Annotated in this window: 17 protein-coding genes; 7 read left to right on the plus strand and 10 right to left on the minus strand. The window is 61.2% G+C overall.

Features of this window, described 5'->3' with window-relative positions; genetic code table 11:
* The first annotated feature begins 205 nt into the window (after nt 1–205).
* The 5 genes from ABIB73_RS01240 (at nt 206) to ABIB73_RS01260 (ending at nt 5,693) form a co-directional block, all read left to right on the plus strand.
* Nucleotides 206–1,111: an alpha/beta fold hydrolase gene (locus tag ABIB73_RS01240; RefSeq protein WP_502918397.1), complete on the plus strand. Its 906-nt coding sequence runs from the start codon at nt 206–208 to the stop codon at nt 1,109–1,111.
* 489 nt (nt 1,112–1,600) lie between these two features.
* On the plus strand, nt 1,601–2,476 hold the full coding sequence (locus ABIB73_RS01245; protein WP_354220641.1) for an alpha/beta fold hydrolase: 876 nt from the start codon (nt 1,601–1,603) through the stop codon (nt 2,474–2,476).
* Nucleotides 2,473–2,991 (plus strand): VOC family protein, encoded by a 519-nt coding sequence (locus tag ABIB73_RS01250; protein ID WP_354220643.1) that lies wholly within the window; start codon nt 2,473–2,475, stop codon nt 2,989–2,991. Before ABIB73_RS01245 ends, ABIB73_RS01250 begins: the two co-directional genes overlap by 4 nt.
* A 79-nt stretch (nt 2,992–3,070) precedes the next feature.
* A complete protein-coding gene (locus ABIB73_RS01255; protein ID WP_354220645.1) occupies nt 3,071–3,565 on the plus strand; it encodes a cupin domain-containing protein in 495 nt (164 codons plus the stop codon).
* 592 nt (nt 3,566–4,157) lie between these two features.
* Entirely contained in the window at nt 4,158–5,693 is a 1,536-nt protein-coding gene (locus tag ABIB73_RS01260; protein ID WP_354220647.1) for an MFS transporter, read from the plus strand.
* A gap of 288 nt (nt 5,694–5,981) precedes the next feature.
* On the opposite strand, the gene ABIB73_RS01265 is transcribed toward ABIB73_RS01260, so the two are convergent.
* The 9 genes from ABIB73_RS01265 to ABIB73_RS01305 form a co-directional block, all read right to left on the minus strand.
* Entirely contained in the window at nt 5,982–6,917 is a 936-nt protein-coding gene (locus ABIB73_RS01265) for a DUF5996 family protein (protein ID WP_354220649.1), read from the minus strand.
* 615 nt (nt 6,918–7,532) lie between these two features.
* Nucleotides 7,533–8,660: a mandelate racemase/muconate lactonizing enzyme family protein gene (locus ABIB73_RS01270; RefSeq protein ID WP_354220651.1), complete on the minus strand. Its 1,128-nt coding sequence runs from the start codon at nt 8,658–8,660 to the stop codon at nt 7,533–7,535.
* A gap of 39 nt (nt 8,661–8,699) precedes the next feature.
* Nucleotides 8,700–9,737, minus strand: a complete 1,038-nt coding sequence (locus tag ABIB73_RS01275; protein WP_354220653.1) for a tagatose 1,6-diphosphate aldolase — start codon at nt 9,735–9,737, stop codon at nt 8,700–8,702.
* A complete protein-coding gene (locus tag ABIB73_RS01280) occupies nt 9,734–10,693 on the minus strand; it encodes a sugar kinase (protein WP_354220655.1) in 960 nt (319 codons plus the stop codon). The genes ABIB73_RS01275 and ABIB73_RS01280 overlap by 4 nt, the downstream gene beginning before the upstream one ends.
* Complete coding sequence (locus ABIB73_RS01285) at nt 10,690–11,763, minus strand: ABC transporter ATP-binding protein (protein WP_354220657.1); 1,074 nt, start codon at nt 11,761–11,763, stop codon at nt 10,690–10,692. The genes ABIB73_RS01280 and ABIB73_RS01285 overlap by 4 nt, the downstream gene beginning before the upstream one ends.
* 6 nt (nt 11,764–11,769) lie before the next feature.
* Nucleotides 11,770–12,774, minus strand: a complete 1,005-nt coding sequence (locus ABIB73_RS01290; RefSeq protein WP_354220658.1) for a zinc-dependent alcohol dehydrogenase family protein — start codon at nt 12,772–12,774, stop codon at nt 11,770–11,772.
* Between the two features lie 7 nt (nt 12,775–12,781).
* Nucleotides 12,782–13,609, minus strand: a complete 828-nt coding sequence (locus ABIB73_RS01295; protein ID WP_354220659.1) for a carbohydrate ABC transporter permease — start codon at nt 13,607–13,609, stop codon at nt 12,782–12,784.
* A 4-nt stretch (nt 13,610–13,613) separates the two neighbouring features.
* Entirely contained in the window at nt 13,614–14,501 is an 888-nt protein-coding gene (locus tag ABIB73_RS01300) for a carbohydrate ABC transporter permease (protein ID WP_354220660.1), read from the minus strand.
* Between the two features lie 59 nt (nt 14,502–14,560).
* Entirely contained in the window at nt 14,561–15,862 is a 1,302-nt protein-coding gene (locus ABIB73_RS01305) for an ABC transporter substrate-binding protein (RefSeq protein WP_354220662.1), read from the minus strand.
* Nucleotides 15,863–16,054: 192 nt separating this feature from the next.
* Here ABIB73_RS01305 and ABIB73_RS01310 point away from each other — a divergent pair, with 192 nt between their 5' ends.
* Both ABIB73_RS01310 and ABIB73_RS01315 read left to right on the plus strand, forming a co-directional pair.
* Nucleotides 16,055–17,095, plus strand: a complete 1,041-nt coding sequence (locus ABIB73_RS01310) for a LacI family DNA-binding transcriptional regulator (protein WP_354220664.1) — start codon at nt 16,055–16,057, stop codon at nt 17,093–17,095.
* Between the two features lie 10 nt (nt 17,096–17,105).
* Nucleotides 17,106–17,840 (plus strand): SDR family NAD(P)-dependent oxidoreductase, encoded by a 735-nt coding sequence (locus ABIB73_RS01315; RefSeq protein WP_354220666.1) that lies wholly within the window; start codon nt 17,106–17,108, stop codon nt 17,838–17,840.
* Between the two features lie 314 nt (nt 17,841–18,154).
* On the opposite strand, the gene ABIB73_RS01320 is transcribed toward ABIB73_RS01315, so the two are convergent.
* Nucleotides 18,155–19,024: a COG3904 family protein gene (locus ABIB73_RS01320; protein WP_354220668.1), complete on the minus strand. Its 870-nt coding sequence runs from the start codon at nt 19,022–19,024 to the stop codon at nt 18,155–18,157.
* Nucleotides 19,025–19,063: the final 39 nt, after the last annotated feature.

The following is a 19,063-nucleotide window of genomic DNA, read 5'->3' on the forward strand; positions in this document are numbered from 1 at the left end:
GTCCTTCTTTCCTAAATAGCACCCAGCAAACATTTGAGTTGACATCTGCCGGTCTCCTGTGTCGATCTATACCGATCAGTATACAAGCTCTTTGCTGAACATCAACATTGAAGATGGCCCGGCCGCCGTGTCGTGTATCACCAAGATTGGAGAGCCGCCCGTGTCGCATTCGTTCCGTCAACTATCCAGTGGTTTTCTTCGCGCCATGACTCTCATCCTAACTCTCTTGGCCGGCAACACGGCGATGGCCGAGATCAAGCCATTCCCGTCGAATTTTCGCGCGCAGCAGATGTCGGTGACCGGAGGCACCCAATACGTCCGCGTCGGTGGGCAAGGGCCGGCGGTGCTGTTGCTGCATGGCTTCGGCGACACGGGAGACATGTGGCAACCGCTGGCAGAGCCTCTTGTCAAGGATCACACGGTGATCATTCCCGATCTGCGCGGCATGGGCCTATCGTCGCATCCTGAGGGTGGATATGAGAAGGTCGCCCAGGCGCGTGATCTCGCCGCCATTCTCGACGAGTTGAAAATCAAAGAGGTCGTGCTGGTCACGCACGACATCGGCAACATGGTGGGCTATGCGCTGGCGGCTCAATACCCCGATCGCATCATCAAATGGGTTGCCATGGACGCTCCACTCCCCGGACTCGGCACTTGGTACGCGCAACTGACCAGTCCCCAGTTGTGGCACTTCAATTTCCGGGGCCCCGACGTCGAACGCTTGGTCGCCGGCCGAGAGCGCATCCTGCTCGATCGCTTCTACAACGATCTGTCAGCCAATCCCGCTGCGATCGACGAACAGACCCGGGATCACTATGCGGCGCTCTATGCTCGTACGGGTGCCATCCACAATGCCTTTAGCGGACAGTTTGCTGCCTTCACTAAGGACGGCGAGGACAACAAGGCGCTGTTCGCAAGAACTGGAAAATTGCCGATGCCGGTCTTGGCTATCGGTGGCGATCACTCCTTTGGCGCATTGATGAGCACCGAGTTGGCCGATGTCGCGAGCAACGTCAAAGGTGCTATCATAACCGGTTCCGGGCATTGGATCATGGAGGAGCAACCCAAACAGGCTGTCAGTATCATTGTCCCGTTCATCAACGGCAAGTGAGGCTGCCATTCGTAGGGTTCATCCAATCCGAGCCAAGTCTCGCATTAAGTGCGATATCGAAAGACTTCGGATAGGAAGGCGACTACAATCAGCTCGCTTTCCTTGGATTGAAAGCTCGCGGCTCGCTTGGTGCTGCCGTTCGAAGCAGCACTGGCAGAGGACGACGTGGTTCGACAGTTGCATCGCGAAGCGCGATGCAAAGTGATTGAATGTTGGCGTCGGATATCTCCGGCATCGCGCACTCATATGAGGGCAAGCGAAATGCCTCCTGCTCTTTATGATATCGCCGTTGCAACCTTTGCCATCGCCGCCACCGAATTCGCCGTGTTGAGAGATCCCGGCCTGCTGGCACGCTGTACGCATCCATCGCGATGGCAGCCATCGTCTTGCTGATCGCATTGTGCGTGCTCGATCAGCAACCGACCATCGGCAATGCGAAGGTCAGCTAGTCGCCACCATCCTGAAGCAAGTCCAACAAGGAGGTTCGACATGCAAGATTCTAGCAGCAACTCGGTCGAGTTGACGCACAAGCGGGCCAAGACCAATGGTGTCACGCTCCACTACGTCACGGCGGGTCGTGGTCCCGTCGTCTTATGCATGCACGGCTGGCCGCAGAACCACCGTGAGTTCCTCCCGATCATCGAGCGGCTGGGTGATAGATTTTCGTTCATCGCGCCGGACCTTCGCGGCTATGGCGACAGCGACAAGCCCAATGAAGGTTATGAGCCGAAGACGATCGCGGAAGACATGATCGGTCTCTTGAATGCGGAGAACATCAAGCGATTTCACATTCTCAGTCACGATTTGGGCGGCCCGCCGTCGGTGGCGTTGGCGTATCTGGCCTCAGACCGGGCCTTGTCGCTCGCAACGATAGAAACCCCGTTTTTCGGATTGAACTTTCCAGGCTACGTAGATCCGCGCGTGCCCTACTGGCACCTCGGCATGCACATGAACATGGATATCACGAGGTTCCTAGTCGAAGGGCGCGAAGAGCAGTATCTGCGGCATTTTTTCCGTGACTTTGCCTACAACCCGAATGCGGTGTCCGAGGACGAGGTCCAGTTCTACGTCATGCAGATGCGGCAGCCGGGCAATCTTCGCGCGAGTCTCAATCACTACGGCTACATCCCGCAGATGGCCGAACAGACGAAAGAATTGACCCGCAACAAGCTGGCCGTGCCGATGCTGGCCTGGGGAGGCCGGAGATCGTTTGGCGATCATTGCTTCGATTGCGCCAAGGCGATCGCCAACACCGCCGCAGGCGGCGTTATGGAGCAGTGCGGACACTGGGTGTTCGAAGAGAATCCGGAGTTCATCGCTGGCCAGCTCAAGGAGTTCTGGCCGCAACACGGTCGATCGCCATGACCGGTAGCAAGACGATCGATGTGTCCGCAGCGGACCTCTTGGCACGCGGCCAGGCGTTCAGGATCAAGAGCATTGACCATACGGGATTCACTGTATCGTCGTTGGACGAGTCGCTGAGATTCTGGGTCGACGTTCTGGGCTTCCGTCACCTGTACACCTGGACGTTCGAAGCCGGACAGTTCATCGAGCAGCTGGTCGGTGTACCGGGCGCGGCAATGCGGCTCGCGATGGTCGAAGGGCCTGGCCACAGCATCGAGTTGCTGGAATACACCTCGCCCCCTGACCGGCCCACCTACAGGCCGAGGTCGTCGGACGTCGGGTCCGTCCATCTGGCCTTTTATGTCGAGAACATCGATGCACTGCTTGCACGCATCGCGAGCTCTGGATGGCGGCCGGTGGGCGAGGTCCAGACCGTTGAAGCCGGCGAACGCAGGGGACTTCGCCTGATCTACGTGAGAGGCCCCGACGGGGTCACGCTCGAATTTCTTCAGCTTCCAGAGGACGCGCCAAAATAGGCGGACGAAAGCCCGACATCCCGGATGCGCAGCAGCACAAGTCCACATCTCGCTTCAACCAGAGTAGAAAGGATAAGTAATGAAGATCTCGCAATTCATGGCCAGCGTGGCGATTGCACTGGCTGCGACGGCAGCGTCAGCTGAGAACGCCGGCGTCAAGCTTCCCGATTACGCAAAGACACCAGCGGAGCTATCGGCTACACCGGCGACCGGCGGTGCGGGTGGATCCGGCAATGCCAAGGTCGAGGTGGTTACGATCCTCGGCGATGCCTCCAAGCCGGGGATCTACACCCAGCTACTCAAGGTCGGTCCCGGAGCGCAAATCCCGGCGCACCATCATGCCGGAGATCGTGTCGGAACCGTGCTTCAGGGCACCTGGCACTTCGGCTATGGCTCTGAATTTGACAAGACCAAGCTAAAGACGCTGCCCGTTGGCTCGGTCTATACCGAGCCCGCGAACGAGCCGCATTTCGCGATGACCGGCAATGAGCCCGTGATCGTCATGCTCACCGGCACAGGGCCTACCGATACAGTGTACGAAAAACCGGCCGACGATCCGACGCGAAAACCCTGAGCTCTCTCTGCAAGAGCTGGAGATGGCAAGCCAAGTGCACGGGGCTCGGCATGATCAGAGTGGCGGCGACGTCGAGCGCCGCCCCAGGCTGGACGTGACCACAGAGCGCCTGCGCGTAATCGCCGAGCTCATTGAACGTGGCGAACTGAACAGATGCCTAGGTGCAGTCCCCGCCTCTCAGCGATGCGCGAGACGCGCGCATGATGTTGGAAGGCCGACGAGCGCAGCCACGAGGGAAGGTGGTCCTCAACGTAGAGGCCGCGCACGAAGTCAAGGCGACCGGTCATTGATGGGCCGCCCTTTGTCCGGCCTACGCCACGGTGGTGCCTTTGGTCGGTATCAACCGTCGGTGTGAACGTCCGCCGGTACATGTCGGGAACTGGTGAAGAATGCATCCGAGCTTTGACAGGCTCTGCCGCCGAGAGCCGGCGTGGCAACGGCTTTAGCGTTGTTTAGCTAAGGGCTAAAAGGCTACGTTTAAGAGCTGAACTGAGCGGGTTGTTTGTCAGACATGGCGGCAACGACCAACAGGTTGCGGATGGTGTACGCAAAGTGCACGCTAGCCGGCGATAACCTCCTTCTCGAGCGTCCAATGGTTGGATTCATACGAGCGCCCTGCGACGCCGGTGTTATCAAGGCGACATCCGCCTTTAATGCAGCCTTGTCACAGAGACGCAAGTGGCTGACGCTAATCGCGACGATAGTCGGGTCTAGTATGGCGTTGCTCGACGGCTCAGTAGTGAACATCGCGTTACCGGCAATCCAGCAGGCGCTGCATGCGGATGCGACCGCGACGCAGTGGATCGTCAACGCCTACCTGCTCTTACTCGGCGCGTTCGTGCTTATCGGTGGCTCGGCTGCAGATCTTTATGGCCGACGTCGAGTTTTTGTTCTGGGCGTTGCGGTATTCATCGTCGCCTCGATCGCATGCGGGCTCTCACCGAACAATGTGGTGCTTGTCGTCAGCCGCGCGGTTCAAGGGTTCGGGGCCGCACTGTTAGTGCCGGCCAGTTTGGCGATGTTAGGGGCAACGTTCGGCGAGCAAGAGCGGAGTCAGGCAATCGGGATATGGGCGGGCGCAGCAGCATTGATGATGGCTGCGGGTCCGTTGTTGGGCGGCTGGCTGGTCGACCAGGTATCCTGGCGGGCGATCTTCCTCCTCAATGTCCCGCTCGCTATTGCGGCACCTGGGCTTGCGCTTCGTTTCGGATGCGAAAGCAAAGACCCCCGGGCAAACCAGCTCGACTGGAGCGGTGCCGCTTCTGTGGCGATTGGCCTTGCTGCGATTACATGGGGTTTGAGCGCCATTCCAGCGGCGGGATTTCAGGACAAAACAGTGCTGGCCGCCCTGGGAGTAGGAAGCGCTTTCCTAGCATCGTTCGTCGTAATCGAAGCTCATCTCCATAAGCAGGCGATGATGCCGTTGTCGCTCTATCGATCACGCAATTTCGCAGCAACGAATGTATTGACGCTGTTGCTCTACTTCGCGCTCGGAGGCGCGCTCTATTATCTGCCGTTCGGTTTGATCCGCCTCGGTAGATACTCCGCGACACAAGCCGGCGCGGCGTTGCTGCCTTCTGCCCTGATAATGGGATTCGGGTCATTGTTCGCTGGAACGATTGCTGACCGTTTGGGGGCGCGCCTACTGCTCACTTTTGGGCCCATCGTTGCGTCCTGCGGGTTAGCGATGCTTGCGTTTATCGATCTCAGGCAGCAATCTTACTGGGTTGGCGTTTTTCCGTCGATGCTCCTGTTGGGCGCGGGGATGGCAATCACGGTTCCGCCGCTAACGTCAACCGTGATGGACGCCGCCGGTAAAGCCCACGCCGGCATTGCGTCGGGCGTTAACAACGCGGTCGCTCGAGTAGCTGGGTTGCTTGCGGTTGCCGCGCTCGGGGCGGTGTTCTTTGATGATTTTTCGCATCATCTTACCGGGACGACGCCTGCGCAAGCCATCGAAGCGTTAAACGTCGTGATGTCTGGGCAGCCCGGCGCTAACGCGGAGGCGATTGCCGCATTCGAGCGCGCGCTACATGTGACAATGCTGGTGCCCGCGAGTTGTGCCGCACTGGCCGGTCTCGCTGGCTGGGTGTGGATCGAGCCGGACAGCGTACGTGAAAGCAACTAAGTGCTGTTGGCGACCTTACACAACTTGGTGCAGGCTCGTTCCACAACACTCTAGAGAAGTCCGCCTTGGGTCAAAATGCGAAGTACTCAACGTGAGCAAATCTAGTTCGCTCTATCCCCTTCAACAGACCATTGACGAAGCATGCGGGCACTTGAGGATGGGGCAGACAGCCGACAGCGCGACCAGGTTATTCAAGCACCTCGTCGGCGCGCGCGATCAAGCTTTCCGATAGTTCAGAGCTCATCGATTTCGCTGTCCTCGAGTTGAAGATCAGTTGTGGGACGTTGGTTAGCTCAATGGTCGCGGTCGGCGGGGTACGCCGGTGGGACAGTCGAGGGCCATACGATCCCAATGACCGAGGTCGGCTGCAGCGAGATACGTGCTCTGCAGGAAGGCTGTCAGCGCGACCTTTGGGTCAGCCGATTGTCTCACGACATCGTAAGGCAGAAGAAATTCCCCGAGCTTCGGGTCGAAGTATGCCCCATCGGGCATCACCTTCGCGTCCGCAAAATCTGCTGGAGCGGGATAGGCATAGGAGTAAAAGGCCGCAAAATCCGTGCTGCCGCCGCCCGGCCAAAAACCTGCCGACGAGACTTCATGACTGTATGCCTCACGGGTCACCTCGTCCGGCAACGCCGGAATGCCACCCGGATGCAGGGGCGCGCGGCGTCCGGAGAAGCGCGTGACCGCTAGATCAAAGCTGCCCCAAAAAAGATGAACGGGACTAGCCTTTCCGATGAAGCCGGTTCGAAATCGGGTGAACACATTGTTGGCGAGCACCAGCGCCTCGAAGAACCTTGCCACGGCTGCAGCATCGTATGGCCTGATTTGGCGATCGTCGCGAAATGGGATGGGCGCTGACACCTCGCTAGGTCGGTCGTGAAGCTCCGGCGTGCCCCCAATTCCCCGAACGAGTTCGAGGAATTGTACATAGAAGTCAGCCACAGACATTGGTCCTAATGGAAAGTCAGCCCTGCGCCCGTCTGCTGCTTCTCCGATGACGGCATGTTTCCGGAGATCAAGGGTGACCTCAATGCCAGCCCCGTCCGGTACCAGCGAAGTCGTCAAGCCGCGTGTATTGACGTACAGGGTCGCATGCCAGGAATGGTTGAGCCAAGGCGTTCGTGCAAGTCGGTACTTACCCACGATCTGCGAATAGATATGGAGCGCGGAACATGTCTCGCGCCACTGCTCGAACGGGATGTCTGGCCAGTTTGCGTTCACAGTGCTTCCTTCAACTAAGCTTCATCCGGGCGGTCACAGCACCGAAATGATGTGAGGCGGGTCTATTCGGAGCTCAAACGAAGAAACGCGAATAGGGCCGATCTGCCATTGTGACGCCATAGTGCGCGAAGTCGCACCGAAGACGCTTTGGCGCGAAGCGATCATTCGCCAAAGTCCCATTGTCGGCTTTGGGTCAGGCAAGAGTTGGCGCGAGCCTATTCCGGTTTGTCTCTAAATCAAGTCACGGCGACCTTTGGCGGGCGATTCTTGCTAACTGTATACGCAAGGGGCACCCTTGCCGGCTACAACCTGCTTTGACCAGGCTCTGTCGTAAAGCCGCAAGTGGCTGCCACTGGCGGCGACGACCATAGCCGGGTCGAGCATGGCGTTCCCGACGGGTCGCGATCAAAGGATGAGCTTGATCCTAGATGAAGCCTCCCTGCTCTTTCAGACAAGTAGTGAGTGCTTGCGCACGAAAGAAGCGTGACGACCGTGGTTTCCAACCGTAGCTTTCGTCGGCGCGCACAAAAATATGAGCTATTGTAATGAGGTTCGGCGGAGCGGTGATCCTTTGACAACGTTTCGAGTTCGTTGTGCCTTCGACACCCGCTCAGCTCACAGACTGCGAAAATCCGAGATCGCCGACAAATCGGCGAGCAGCCCGAGCCCTGGCTCCTCTCGCAAAACGATCATGCCGTCTCTTACGTCATTCACCGGGCCACACAGCAAATCACGTAGGGGATTGTCATTAGCATCGACCTCCAGCCAACCCACCCCGCCAACACCGGCGAGGAGATGAGCCGAGGCAAGCAATCCGATGCCACCGCCGAGATAATGTGGGCAAAACAGCTTGCCCGACTTCAAAACGTCCTTCGCCAGTTTGGCACAGACGCTTAGGCCGCCCCATTTTGCGATATCGGGCTGAACCACGCCGAGCACGTCCTCCGCGAGGACTTGCTTGAAACCCTCGACGCTTGCGATGTTCTCACCTGCGGCGATCGGCATTTTCGCGCCCGCCCGCAGCTTGCGCCATTCCTCCCGCGGCCGGTCGGCGCGGATCGGCTCTTCTAGCCAGCGCAGATCGAACTCGGAAAGCCGCGGCAGCATCTCCAATGCCTGATCGACCGACCAGCCCTGATTGGCATCGGTCGCGAGCATACCGGCACCGACCATCGCGCGCAGCGCGGCGAGATTGGCGAGATCGGTCTCGGCCCCGAAGCCGACCTTCAGCTTGAGCGCGCGATGGCCATGCTTGAGCGCAGCCTCCGCCGTCTGCGCGGCGCCGCCGGGGTTGATGCCGCTGGCATAGACCTTGATCCTGCTCGACTGGCCGCCGAGCAGACGCCACAGCGGTAAGCGCTGGCGCCGTGCCGAGAGATCCCACAGCGCGAGATCGATGCCGGAAATCGCCTGCGCGAAGGGACCGGGCTCGCCGCATTGAAGGGCCAAGACTTCGGTGCCCTTCGTCAAGGTCTCGAAGGCCTGAGCGGGACCGTCGAACTTGCGTCCGACGAGGCCGGGAGCAAACACTTCGTTCACCAGCCGGGTGCGATGCTCCGCACCCGGTGCCGGAAAGTTCGACCAGACCTCGCCCCATCCCTCGACGCCGTCTTCATCGACAGCGCGAACGAAGACGGCGGGACGGTTGAGCATCTTGCCGAACGACGTCACCACCGGCGTCGCCAGCGGATAACGATAGCAGAACGCCTCGATCGAACGGATGGTGAAGCTGTCAGTCGTCATGTTGCAGATCCTGCGAGACCATGCGGAGCCGCCACCATCTCAGTAGACGCGCGCGAAGTCACCTTCCTGCTTGATATCAGTGAACACTGGAAAGCGGGCCTTCCATGGCGTGCCCTTGGCCGTGGTCAGCTGGTTGAGCCGTTCCAGCACGCCGAGGCCATCCTTGCGCAGGCTTGCCGACACCGCCGCACGGTCCGGAAAATTCTTCAGGACGGCATCGAGCCAAATGGTGCGACCGGCGAGGAAGCCGCCAGCGCCCGCGGCATAGGCGAAGTCAAGAACGCGCTCGAACTTTTCGGGCGCTGCGCCGCCCGACAGCAGCACCCAGGGGATGTTGCGCGCGCGGCAGATGTCGCCGATCGCATCGAAGTCCTTCTGCGCGGCTTTTGCCTCCGCGCTGCCGTCGCGAACCGGCAGACTATTGGCCGCAAGCGGGCTCTCCAGCTTCAGGAGATCGACGCCGTATTCGGGCTTCGCAAACTCGCGCACGCTGTCGATGACGAGACCCGGGAGCTTGCCCGGCGACTCCACGTAATCGGCGGTGTGATTGGCGCTGCCGAGGAAAGGATAGACCAGCAATTCGAGGACGTAGGGAATGTCGTGGCGGGCACAGTCCTCGCCGATCTCGCGCACGAAGCGCTTCTGATGCTCGTTCACCCCGGCATCGGCGTCCGGCCGGTACCAGGCCAGCACCTTGACAGCGTCGCCGCCCATGGCGCGGATCTTCTCCACGCTCCAGTTGGTGATCGCGCGCGACTTGCGACCGCCCGTGGTTTCATCGACGCGATGCTCCTCGAGCGTCATGATCAAGCCGCACCGCGGCGGCAACAAATCGATCGCCGCAGGCACTGCGAAATTCGGATCGAACAGCATCGAGCTGCAATGCGGCGCGAGGTTCTCTACCAGGAGACGCTTGGCCGCCGTGACGTCGGAATATTCGACCTGCTCCCGCGTGATGCGTTTTGCTTTCGCGATGGCATCGAACAATGGCGGCCGCTGATCCAGCGCGACCATGCGAAAATGGCCGTCCGCGTCAGCAAGCCGTGCCAGGCCGCGGTTCTTTCCAATCGTTCTCATGGCTTCGTCCTCATGAATGCAAGACACTCGTTGATGGTAGGGATTCCGTTGCGGCCACCGGCGTGGCCGCATTTCATCGCAGCCGTCGCGGCCGAAAACGCTATGGCGTCGCGCACATCGAGGCCGACGCCGATCGCAAGGGCATAGGCGCCGTGGAAGACGTCGCCCGCGCCGGTGGTGTCGACGACCTCGATAGCAAAGGCGGACTGCCGGTGCAGGCGGCCGCTCTCGTACCAGCTAACGCCGTCCCCGCCGCGCGTGACGGCGACGACACGGCAACCGAAGCGCGCGAGTGCGGCGAGAGATTCATCCCTGGCCGACCCGGCAAAGGCGGTGAGTGCGGGCTCTGAGAAGATCGCGTGATCCGCCAGGGGCAGCAGCCGCTCGAACACCGCGGGATCGGCCATATCGCCGTCGAGCACCGTGGGAATGCCGCGCGAGCGCGCCTCGTGGAACAGAGTTGCGGCACCCTCCATCCAGCGCGGATCAGCGAGCACGGACGATGCGCGGCCGACAGCTTCGAGCGGAAGCCAACCAGCAGCCTCTGGAAAGAGACCGCGGAAATTGACGATCTGCCGTTCGCCGGAACTGTCGACGATGATTCCGGAGACGGACGAGCGGCCGTCGGGAAACAGCCGGAAATTCTCGACCTCGACACCATGAGTGATGAAGGCCGACCGCATCTCGTGGCCGGCGGCATCGTCCCCTGCCCGCCCCCAGAACGCGACGGAAGCGCCAAGCCGCGCGACCGCCACCGAGGCATTGGCGGCCATGCCGCCGCCAAGGGTGCCGTAGCCCACCGCCTTAATCTTCTCGCTCCGGCCCGCGAACAGCCGATCGACGCGCCAGACCTGGTCGAGCGCGGATAGCCCGAGGCAAATGACGTGCGCACGCCGGACCTTCGACGCGACGTCCGCCAACGCCGACAGATCTCCGATGTTTGCCGACGTGCTCACCGCAAGACCCGCCCGTTGGCTGCATCGAACAAATGCGTCTTGCCCGGCTGTAGACGAAGGCCGAGGCGATCGCCGACCTTCGGCCGCAACGACGGATCGACCCGTGCGATAGCCGATACACCGGCAAGATCGAAATGAATCAACGTATCCGAGCCGAGCGGCTCGACCAGCTTGACATTGACGGCAATGCCATCGGCCGTATCAGCGGCCACGGCAAAATGCTCGGGACGAATGCCGATGATGGCGCTGCCGGCCCGCTGCAGTCGGCTAGCGGTCTCGCCATCCAGGGGCAGAACCGCTCCACCCTGCGACAGAATCGCGCGCTCCTCCCGCCACTCGACCGGGAAGAAGTTCATGGCGGGCGAGCCGATGAAGCCGGCGACGAACTGGTTGGCCGGACGCTCGTAGACCGTCTCCGGCGTGTCGTATTGCTGGATCGTGCCGCTCTGGAGCACTACAATCCGGTCGGCCATGGTCATGGCCTCGATCTGGTCGTGGGTCACGAACACCATCGTGGTCTTCAGCTGCTGCGACAGCGCCTTGATCTCGGCCCGCACCTGTCCGCGTAGCTTGGCGTCGAGGTTGGACAGCGGCTCGTCGAACAGGAACGCCTTGGGATTGCGCACGATGGCGCGGCCCATGGCGACGCGCTGGCGCTGGCCGCCCGACAGCTCCTTCGGCTTGCGGTCGAGATAGGGCTCGATGTGCAGCAGCGCGGCGGCGCGTTTCACCCGCGCATCGATTTCCGCCTTCGGCGTTCCCCGCAGCTCCAGCGCAAACGACATGTTGTCGTAGACCCGCATGTGCGGATAAAGCGCATAGTCCTGGAACACCATCGCGATGTCGCGCTGCGCGGCCTGTACGCCGTTGACGCGCTTGTCGCCGATATAAAGATCCCCCGATGAAATCGGCTCGAGGCCCGCGATGATCCGCAGCAGGGTCGACTTGCCGCAGCCGGACGGGCCGACGAATACGACGAATTCGTGATCCGCGATCTCCAAGTTGAGATCGGGGATTACGGTGAAATTGCCGTAGCGCTTGACGAGGTTGCGGATCGAGATCGAGGCCATGATCGCTCAGTCCAGCGCCAGCACGGGCTTGATCAGCTCGCCCTGGGCGAACCGTGCAAAGTTTTCGGGCAGAGCCGACAGGCCGAACTCGCCGTCGACGAGGACGCCGTATTCCTCCTTGTACTTGCGCAGCAGCTCGACGTTCGGCTCGAAATCCGAGACCGGGAAGTAGAAGGTCCGGATCATGTAGAAATCCTTGCGGCGGAACACCTTGCCTTCCTCGATGGTCCAGGGCGCGGCGTTCTCGCCGACCAGCACCAGCGCGCCGCGCGGCAGGACCAGCTCGATGCCGAGATTGCGCGCCGCATGCGCGCCTGAGCATTCCATGATGAGCGCGAAGCGCTTCGAGGTATCGCCGACCGGATGCGCCTTCGCGCCGAAGGATTGCGCGATCTTGAGGCGCGCCGCGTTCGGATCGGCGACGTAGATGTCGTCATAGCCGAGCGCGCGCAGCGCGAGCACAACGCCGAGGCCGACAGGCCCTGCTCCCATGACAAGGACCGATCCGGCCTCGCTTGGCGGCACCACGCGGCTGACGAAGCGCACGGCGTGGCCGGAGGTGCCGATGGTGTCAAGCAGCAGCGGCGCCAGGCTGTCCTCGATGTCGTCGGGCACCGGCAGCAGGCAGTTCTCCGGCACCGGCACATACTCGGCATAACCGCCCGGCCTGTTCCAGCCGATCAGACTGGAGACTTCCAGGCACATCTGGGTGTCGCCGCGCTTGCACGCGGCGCAGTGGCCGCAGTGCAAGGGAATGTAGACGGCGCAGCGCCGGCCGTGCAGGCGATGGCCGGGCTGCTCGACGACGCCAAAAATTTCGTGGCCCGCGGTGAATTCGGCGCCCTTGTGCCAGAGCTTGAAGTCCGAGCCGCACAGGGCGGTGCGCGAGACGCGGACCAGCACCTCGCCGGTGCCGACGTCAGGCATCGCCACACGCTCGATGGTGATGCGATCGTCGCCGTGGAAGACCGCGGCCTGCATGATCGAATTCGGACGGGGTGATAAATTCATCAGATACCTAGCCTTTCACCGCGCCGAGCGTCAGTCCGGACACCAGCCAGCGCTGAACCAGGGCCGCTAGCACCAGCGGCGGCAACGCAATCAGCGTCGCCGCGGCCATGAGGGCGCCCCATTGCGTCGAGCCTTCGCCGATGAAGTTGAAGGCCGCCGCGATCAGTGTCTTGGTGTCGCCATTGGAGAGCACCAGCGCAAACAGGAAGTAGTTCCACGAGAAGACGAAGGCGAGGATCGCCGACACCGCGACGCCTGACGCCACCAGCGGCAGCGCGATGCGCCAGAGGATGCGCGTGACGCTGCACCCGTCGACCTGTGCGGCCTCGAACACGCTGCGCGGAATGCCGTCGAACGACGGCAGCAGCACCCAGATCACGATCGGCAGCGTGATCACGGCGTGGCTGACGATCAGCGCCGTGTAGGAGCCGATCATGCCGATTTGCCGGAACATGACATACCACGGCAGCAGGAACAGCGTGCCCGGCGCCATGCGCGCCGCCAGCGTCAGGATCGCCGGCCACGTAATCCGCGTCCATGAGACGGCGAAGGCGGCAGGAATCCCGAACAGCAATCCGAGCGCAGTCGAGCCGACGGTGACGATGAGGCTGTTGAGCGCGTAGCTCAGGAACGGTGTGGTCCTGGTCAGCTCGACATAATTGTCGAGCGTCGGCGTGAAGAACAATGTCGGCGGATAGGCCGTGACCTCGAACGACGGCTTGAACGAGGACAGCACCATCCAGACCGTCGGCGCTATGATAATGATTCCGGCGAGCACGAGCTGCACCAGATTGAGCCAGCGGATCCAGCGGTCGGTATTGGCTGCGTCGGTCATGAGGTCACCACGCCACCGCGCCGCGCAAGCGGTTGAAGGCGAGCACCGCGCCGAACACGATTGCGGTCAACGTCAGCATGAGAGCACTGGCGTAACCGATGTTGAAGAATTCGAAGCCGATCCGAAAGCCGTAGATGTTGAGCGTGTTCGAGGCGTTGCCGGGGCCACCCTGGGTGGTGATGTAGATGATGTCGAAGAAGCGCAGGAGATCGACGCTGCGCAGGATCGCTGCGGTGACGATCGTCGGAAGCAGCAGCGGCAGGGTGATACGCTGAAAGGTCTTGAACGGAGATGCGCCGTCGATCTGCGCCGCTTCGTAGACGCTCGGCGGCAGCGATTGCAGGCCGCCCAGCACGATCAGGGCGACATACGGCGTCCACTGCCAGCTGTCGATCAGCGCCACCGTCGGAATGACCCAGGTCGGCGAGGCCAGCCAGTCCGACGGCGGCAGGCCGAACGACTGGAGGATGTAATTGGCTGCGCCCAGCGACGGATCGAGGATCACGAGCCACATCATGCCGGCCACCACCGGCGGCATCATGAAAGGCGAGATGAACAGCGAACGCACGATGCCCGGCAGCCGCTTGGCATGGAACAGCACCAGCGCCAGCCAGACGCCGAAGACGAGCTGCAGCACCAGCGACAGCACGAACAGCGCGATGGTGATCCACAGCCCGTGCCAGAATTCGTAGTCGGAGATCAGCTTCGAATAGTTGGCAAGGCCCGCAAAGGACTGCTTGCCGGTCGAGGAGAACGTCTGGAAGCCGAGCCAGATCGTATAGACGACCGGAAATGCGATCATCGCGACCGTGAAGATCACGGCCGGCGCCGCAAGCGCTGCCATTTCCAGTTTCTGACGGTCCCGCGTGTATGTCGCAGCCGTGTCCGACATGCTTGCATTTCCCTGGTGGTGAGGTGCCGGCAGGCAGCGAGCCTGCCGGCGCCAGGCCGTTATTTCTGCGCGATTAGCGCATCGAGCGCCTTGTCGGCGTCCGCGCAAGCCTGGTCGATCGGCTTCTGCTTCAGGATCATATCCTGCACCGCCTGGCCGATGAACTCGCGCGATTCCGGGTTGGCGACGATGGGATAGCCGACCTCGGAGGAGCCTTTGGTGGCGAGCACGTCGAGCGCGGCCTGCCATTCCTTGCGCACCGGTTCTTCGTCGATCCACTTGCGATACTCGGGATCCTTGGCGACCGACGGACGTGGCGGCGCGATGCCCTGGAGCGCCATCTTCTTCTGCACCTCGGGGCTGGTCGCCCATTGCACGAAATACCAGGCCGCATCCGGCTGCTTGCTGTGCGAGGACACCGCCATGCCCCAACCGATCGTGGTTGGCACCTGGCCGGCATCGCCCGCCGGGAACGGCAACAGGCCAGTGTCCTTGAGGCGCGCGCCGCCTTCCATCACCGTGCGGAGTTCGTTCGAAGATTCAAATGCCATCGCGGCGCGGCCGCTGCGATAGAGCGCCGAAATCTGCTGGAAACTGTAGTTGACGACGCCGGGCGGCCCGAACTCGCGCAGCAGCCGGCTATAGGTGTCGAGCGCCTCTTTGCCCTTGGCCGAGCAGAGGTTCGACTTGCCGTTGGCGATATAGCTGCCGCCGATATTATGCAGCATGTTGCTGAAGGTATAGGCGACTGCAGGCTTGAGGCCGCGCGAGACGAACGGCGTCACGGCGCTGTCGCAAGCCTTGATCTTCTCAGCGGCGGCTTCGACGTCCTTGATCGTCTTCGGCGCCTCGAGGCCGCACTTTTTGAAGATGTCGGTGCGATAATAGAAGATTGGACCCTCGATGTTCATGGGCATGCTGGTCAGCTTGCCGCCGAAGGTCGCAGCTTTCAGCAATGCCTGGCTCAACCCGTTGGGATCGTATTCCTTGGCCACCTCGTTCTTAGCCATCGCGGTGAGATCGCCATACCAGCCGGCAGCCGCAAACTGCTCGCCCTCGCGCGAAGGCAGCGTCATGAACACATCGACCTCGTCGCTGCTCGCATTCATGACGGTGACCAGACGCTGGCGCATCTGCTGTTCCTGATAGCCGTCGACCTTCAAGGTCATTCCGGTCAGCTTCTCGAAATCGGCCTTGTAGGTCAGCAGCGCCTGGGAGACCGGATTGTTGTTGGCAAGAAAGGTGACAGTCTTGCCCTTGAACCTCATCCAATCGAAATCGGCCGCGCGCGCCTGGGCGGTCACGGTGGCAATCGCAAGAACGGGCAACGCGACGTGTGTCGCGAGCATCCTGGCCTTCATCGAACTCTCCTCCCGGCTGGCCGCCTTAAGCTGGCGGACCATTTTGAATACGTTTGAGCGCCACTTGAAAACGGTTACAAAATAGACCTCACATCCGCCGTGTCAAGCGATGGACAAGTCGTACAAACTGCGCCAGATTTGCCGCAACACCGCCACCGCCACGCTCGCCGCGCGATATGTAACGTTACATTCATGACACTGACCACGGCCAAGTCTGTGAAACAGGGCATCCGCGCCGTGGCGGCTCGCGCCGGCGTCTCGACGGCGTCGGTCTCGCGCGCGCTCAACAATCCCGATGCGGTCAGCCCATCTCTGCGCGCACGAATCGAACAGGCCATCGACGCGCTCGGCTACATCCCGCATGCGCCGGCGCGCATCCTGTCGTCTCGGCGCTCGCGCACCCTGGGTGCCATCGTGCCGACGATCGACAATACCATGTTCGCGCGCGGCATCGCTTCACTACAGCAGTATCTGTCCTCGGTAGGATACATGCTGTTCCTCACCACCAGCGGCTACGATCTCGACGTCGAACTGCAGCAGGCGCGCAATCTCATCAGCCGTGGTGTCGACGGCCTGGTGCTGCGCGGCGATTGCCACCACGACGGTCTGCGAAAACTGCTCGCCGACAATGCGGTGCCCTTCATCAATGTCGGCATCTACCAGCCTGACCGGCCCTACCCCTGTGTCGGCACCGACAACGAAGCGGCCGCCCATCGCGCGGCTGCGCATGTCATCGAGCTCGGCCATCGCAGCATCGGGATCGTGTCAGCCCTCCAGCGCAACAACGATCGCGCCAGCGCCCGCGTCGCCGGCTTTCGCCGCGCGCTGACCGAAAACGGTCTCGAGCTCCCCCCGCAATGGCATGTCGAGGTGCCCTATACGCTGGACGACGCCCGCGAAGCAGCGCGCTACCTCCTCAACCTGAAGGACCGTCCGACAGCCGTCGTGTGCGGCAATGACGTCATCGCCTATGGCGTCCTGCTCGAGGCGGAGCGCGACGGCTTCTCGGTGCCGCGAGACCTGTCGGTGGTCGGCTTCGACGACCTCGACTGGAGCCGCCATTTACGGCCGAGCCTGACCACGATCCACGTTCCGACCGGAGAAACCTGGCAGCGCGCGGGGGAATATCTCGTGCGCAGCCTTGCCGGCGAGCAGACCATCATGCATCGCGAGATCGACTTTTCGCTGGTCGTCCGTGAATCGACGGCTTCGCCTCCGAAATCCCTGAAGTGAGATACGCCCGATGAATTCAAACTTTTCTCTCGCCCCCGGCTTTCATGCCGTCGTGATCGGCGGCGCCGGTGACATTGGCGCCGCGATCAGCAACCAGTTTTGCGATCTTGGTGCGACGGTGACTGCAACGGGAGCCAACGAGGCCGACCTCGCGCGTACCCTGCTCAAGGATCGCGCTGGGCTCATCCTCGCGACGCTCGACATCACGGATGACGCGGCCGTCACATCATTCGCCCGGAAACACCAGCGCGTCGACGCGCTCATCAACTGCGCCGGCATTCTCGCGCGCGACAAGGAATTCGAGATCGAGACCTTCATGAAGGTGCTCGACGTCAATCTCACCGGCACGTTCCGGACCTGCATGGCGTTCCGTTCGCTGCTTGCCGAAGCGAAGGGCTCGATCGTCAACATCGCTTCGATGAACGCGACGCTCGCGCTACCAAGAATCCCCGCATATTGTGCCAGCAAAGGTGGCGTCGTAATGCTGACCAAGGCACATGCTTTGAAGTGGGCAGAGGAAGGCATTCGCGTTAACGCGGTCGCGCCGGGCTACGTCGAAACGGCGATCAACGCGGCCGGCCGCGCGGATCGAACGCACCATCAGCGCATCGCCGACCGGACCGCGTTCAAGCGCTGGGGACAGCCTGACGATATCTCGGGCGCGGTAGCATTTCTCTGCATGCCGGCCTCACAATATGCGACGGGAACGGTGGTCGCGGTCGACGGCGGCTTTTTAGCGGGATGAGCTTACGCCGTTCCGTTTGGCCTAGGACCGAAGTCGTAGTGGCATAAGAAACAAGCATCCACCTCTCATCCGTAGCTTTAACCCGTAGTTCGTCGGGCGATTTTCTCGCGCCGCCCAAAATTCGAGGTTTGTTCAAACACTTAGGCGAACGGTGCGGAGGAGCCCCGTTCTGTCGACCCTGCCCTTTACCGGTCTTGCCAACGCAGGAAAGTAGCTACGGCATTCTCAAGACTCGGCTACACTAATGAACGTGGTGCCACCTTCTCGGCCTCGTCAATAGCGTCGATGGTCGGCAAATAAAGGCAGGATCAAATCTATCTCGTAGGCCGCTCTACTTGGCTGGTAAAATCCAGCCCCCCGAAGTCGGGGTTGTAGATCTTCCCTGTTCTATAGATGTGGCTTTCGCAGGAACGGAGGTAGGTTTCACCGCGATCAAAGCAGTGCTGCGACACCAGCGCTTGCCTTCGATTGTACTCAACCCTTGTTAAGCCAAATTCTTTAGCTCTCCTGAGGCTTACGACTTCAGCCTCAATTGGATCTATAGTGACCAAACCGAACTGAACTTGCTCCGGGTCGGTCAAGAACCGGACAGAAGACGCCGGTGTTTTTAGCATCTCGTCGGCAAGGCCCTCCGACACGTTCATTTCTCGGAAATACGACCTGAGATCCTGAACAAGCGAGGTGTAGGTGCTCCTTATTGTCTGTTCGTTGATCTTGGCCGCGGGTGTATCGAGAAATGGGGCGTGGATACCTATTTGTTCATCGCCTGCCATCCGTGTCACCGCACCAGCATAAATCAGGACACAGGCGCTGACGCAGGTTGCCCTCAGCGGCACGACTGCCATCATCCTATGCTGCCGAGCTAATCTGCCGATTGCCATGGCCGCGACAACAGACCCGCCGGGGCTGTCTAAAGTCATGGAGAAGTGAGTTCGATCCGGCTCTTCGGATTTGCGTGTGCGAGTGTTTGCTTCGCTGAGAAGTTGGATGATTTTGTCCGCGGTCGACTGATCGATCACGCCCCTCACATCCAGCCGAACGGTACACTCTTTCGAGTCCTCACAATCAAAGCCTCCCTCTACTTGGCCCGCGGTGACCGACTCCCATGGAAGTAGTATCGTGAATGCCCCAAGAAGAAATGCCCAAAACCGAGCTCTCATATCTTTCTCCATGAATTTGGTCATGATCGGGTTCCAGGGCCGAAGCCGGTACCGCCCAATGAG

It is taken from the genome of Bradyrhizobium sp. F1.4.3, assembly GCF_040548375.1.
GTDB lineage: Bacteria > Pseudomonadota > Alphaproteobacteria > Rhizobiales > Xanthobacteraceae > Bradyrhizobium.

Bases quoted from the DNA above. Each gene is read 5' to 3' on its own strand.
- ABIB73_RS01285 (WP_354220657.1), bottom strand. From the start codon at position 11,763: ATGGCCTCGATCTCGATCCGCAACCTCGTCAAGCGCTACGGCAATTTC.
- ABIB73_RS01255 (WP_354220645.1), top strand. From the start codon at position 3,071: ATGAAGATCTCGCAATTCATGGCCAGCGTGGCGATTGCACTGGCTGCG.
- ABIB73_RS01240 (WP_502918397.1), top strand. From the start codon at position 206: ATGACTCTCATCCTAACTCTCTTGGCCGGCAACACGGCGATGGCCGAG.
- ABIB73_RS01305 (WP_354220662.1), bottom strand. From the start codon at position 15,862: ATGAAGGCCAGGATGCTCGCGACACACGTCGCGTTGCCCGTTCTTGCG.
- ABIB73_RS01260 (WP_354220647.1), top strand. From the start codon at position 4,158: ATGGTTGGATTCATACGAGCGCCCTGCGACGCCGGTGTTATCAAGGCG.
- ABIB73_RS01250 (WP_354220643.1), top strand. From the start codon at position 2,473: ATGACCGGTAGCAAGACGATCGATGTGTCCGCAGCGGACCTCTTGGCA.
- ABIB73_RS01300 (WP_354220660.1), bottom strand. From the start codon at position 14,501: ATGTCGGACACGGCTGCGACATACACGCGGGACCGTCAGAAACTGGAA.
- ABIB73_RS01295 (WP_354220659.1), bottom strand. From the start codon at position 13,609: ATGACCGACGCAGCCAATACCGACCGCTGGATCCGCTGGCTCAATCTG.
- ABIB73_RS01270 (WP_354220651.1), bottom strand. From the start codon at position 8,660: ATGACGACTGACAGCTTCACCATCCGTTCGATCGAGGCGTTCTGCTAT.
- ABIB73_RS01315 (WP_354220666.1), top strand. From the start codon at position 17,106: ATGAATTCAAACTTTTCTCTCGCCCCCGGCTTTCATGCCGTCGTGATC.
- ABIB73_RS01275 (WP_354220653.1), bottom strand. From the start codon at position 9,737: ATGAGAACGATTGGAAAGAACCGCGGCCTGGCACGGCTTGCTGACGCG.
- ABIB73_RS01320 (WP_354220668.1), bottom strand. From the start codon at position 19,024: ATGACCAAATTCATGGAGAAAGATATGAGAGCTCGGTTTTGGGCATTT.
- ABIB73_RS01245 (WP_354220641.1), top strand. From the start codon at position 1,601: ATGCAAGATTCTAGCAGCAACTCGGTCGAGTTGACGCACAAGCGGGCC.
- ABIB73_RS01310 (WP_354220664.1), top strand. From the start codon at position 16,055: ATGACACTGACCACGGCCAAGTCTGTGAAACAGGGCATCCGCGCCGTG.
- ABIB73_RS01290 (WP_354220658.1), bottom strand. From the start codon at position 12,774: ATGAATTTATCACCCCGTCCGAATTCGATCATGCAGGCCGCGGTCTTC.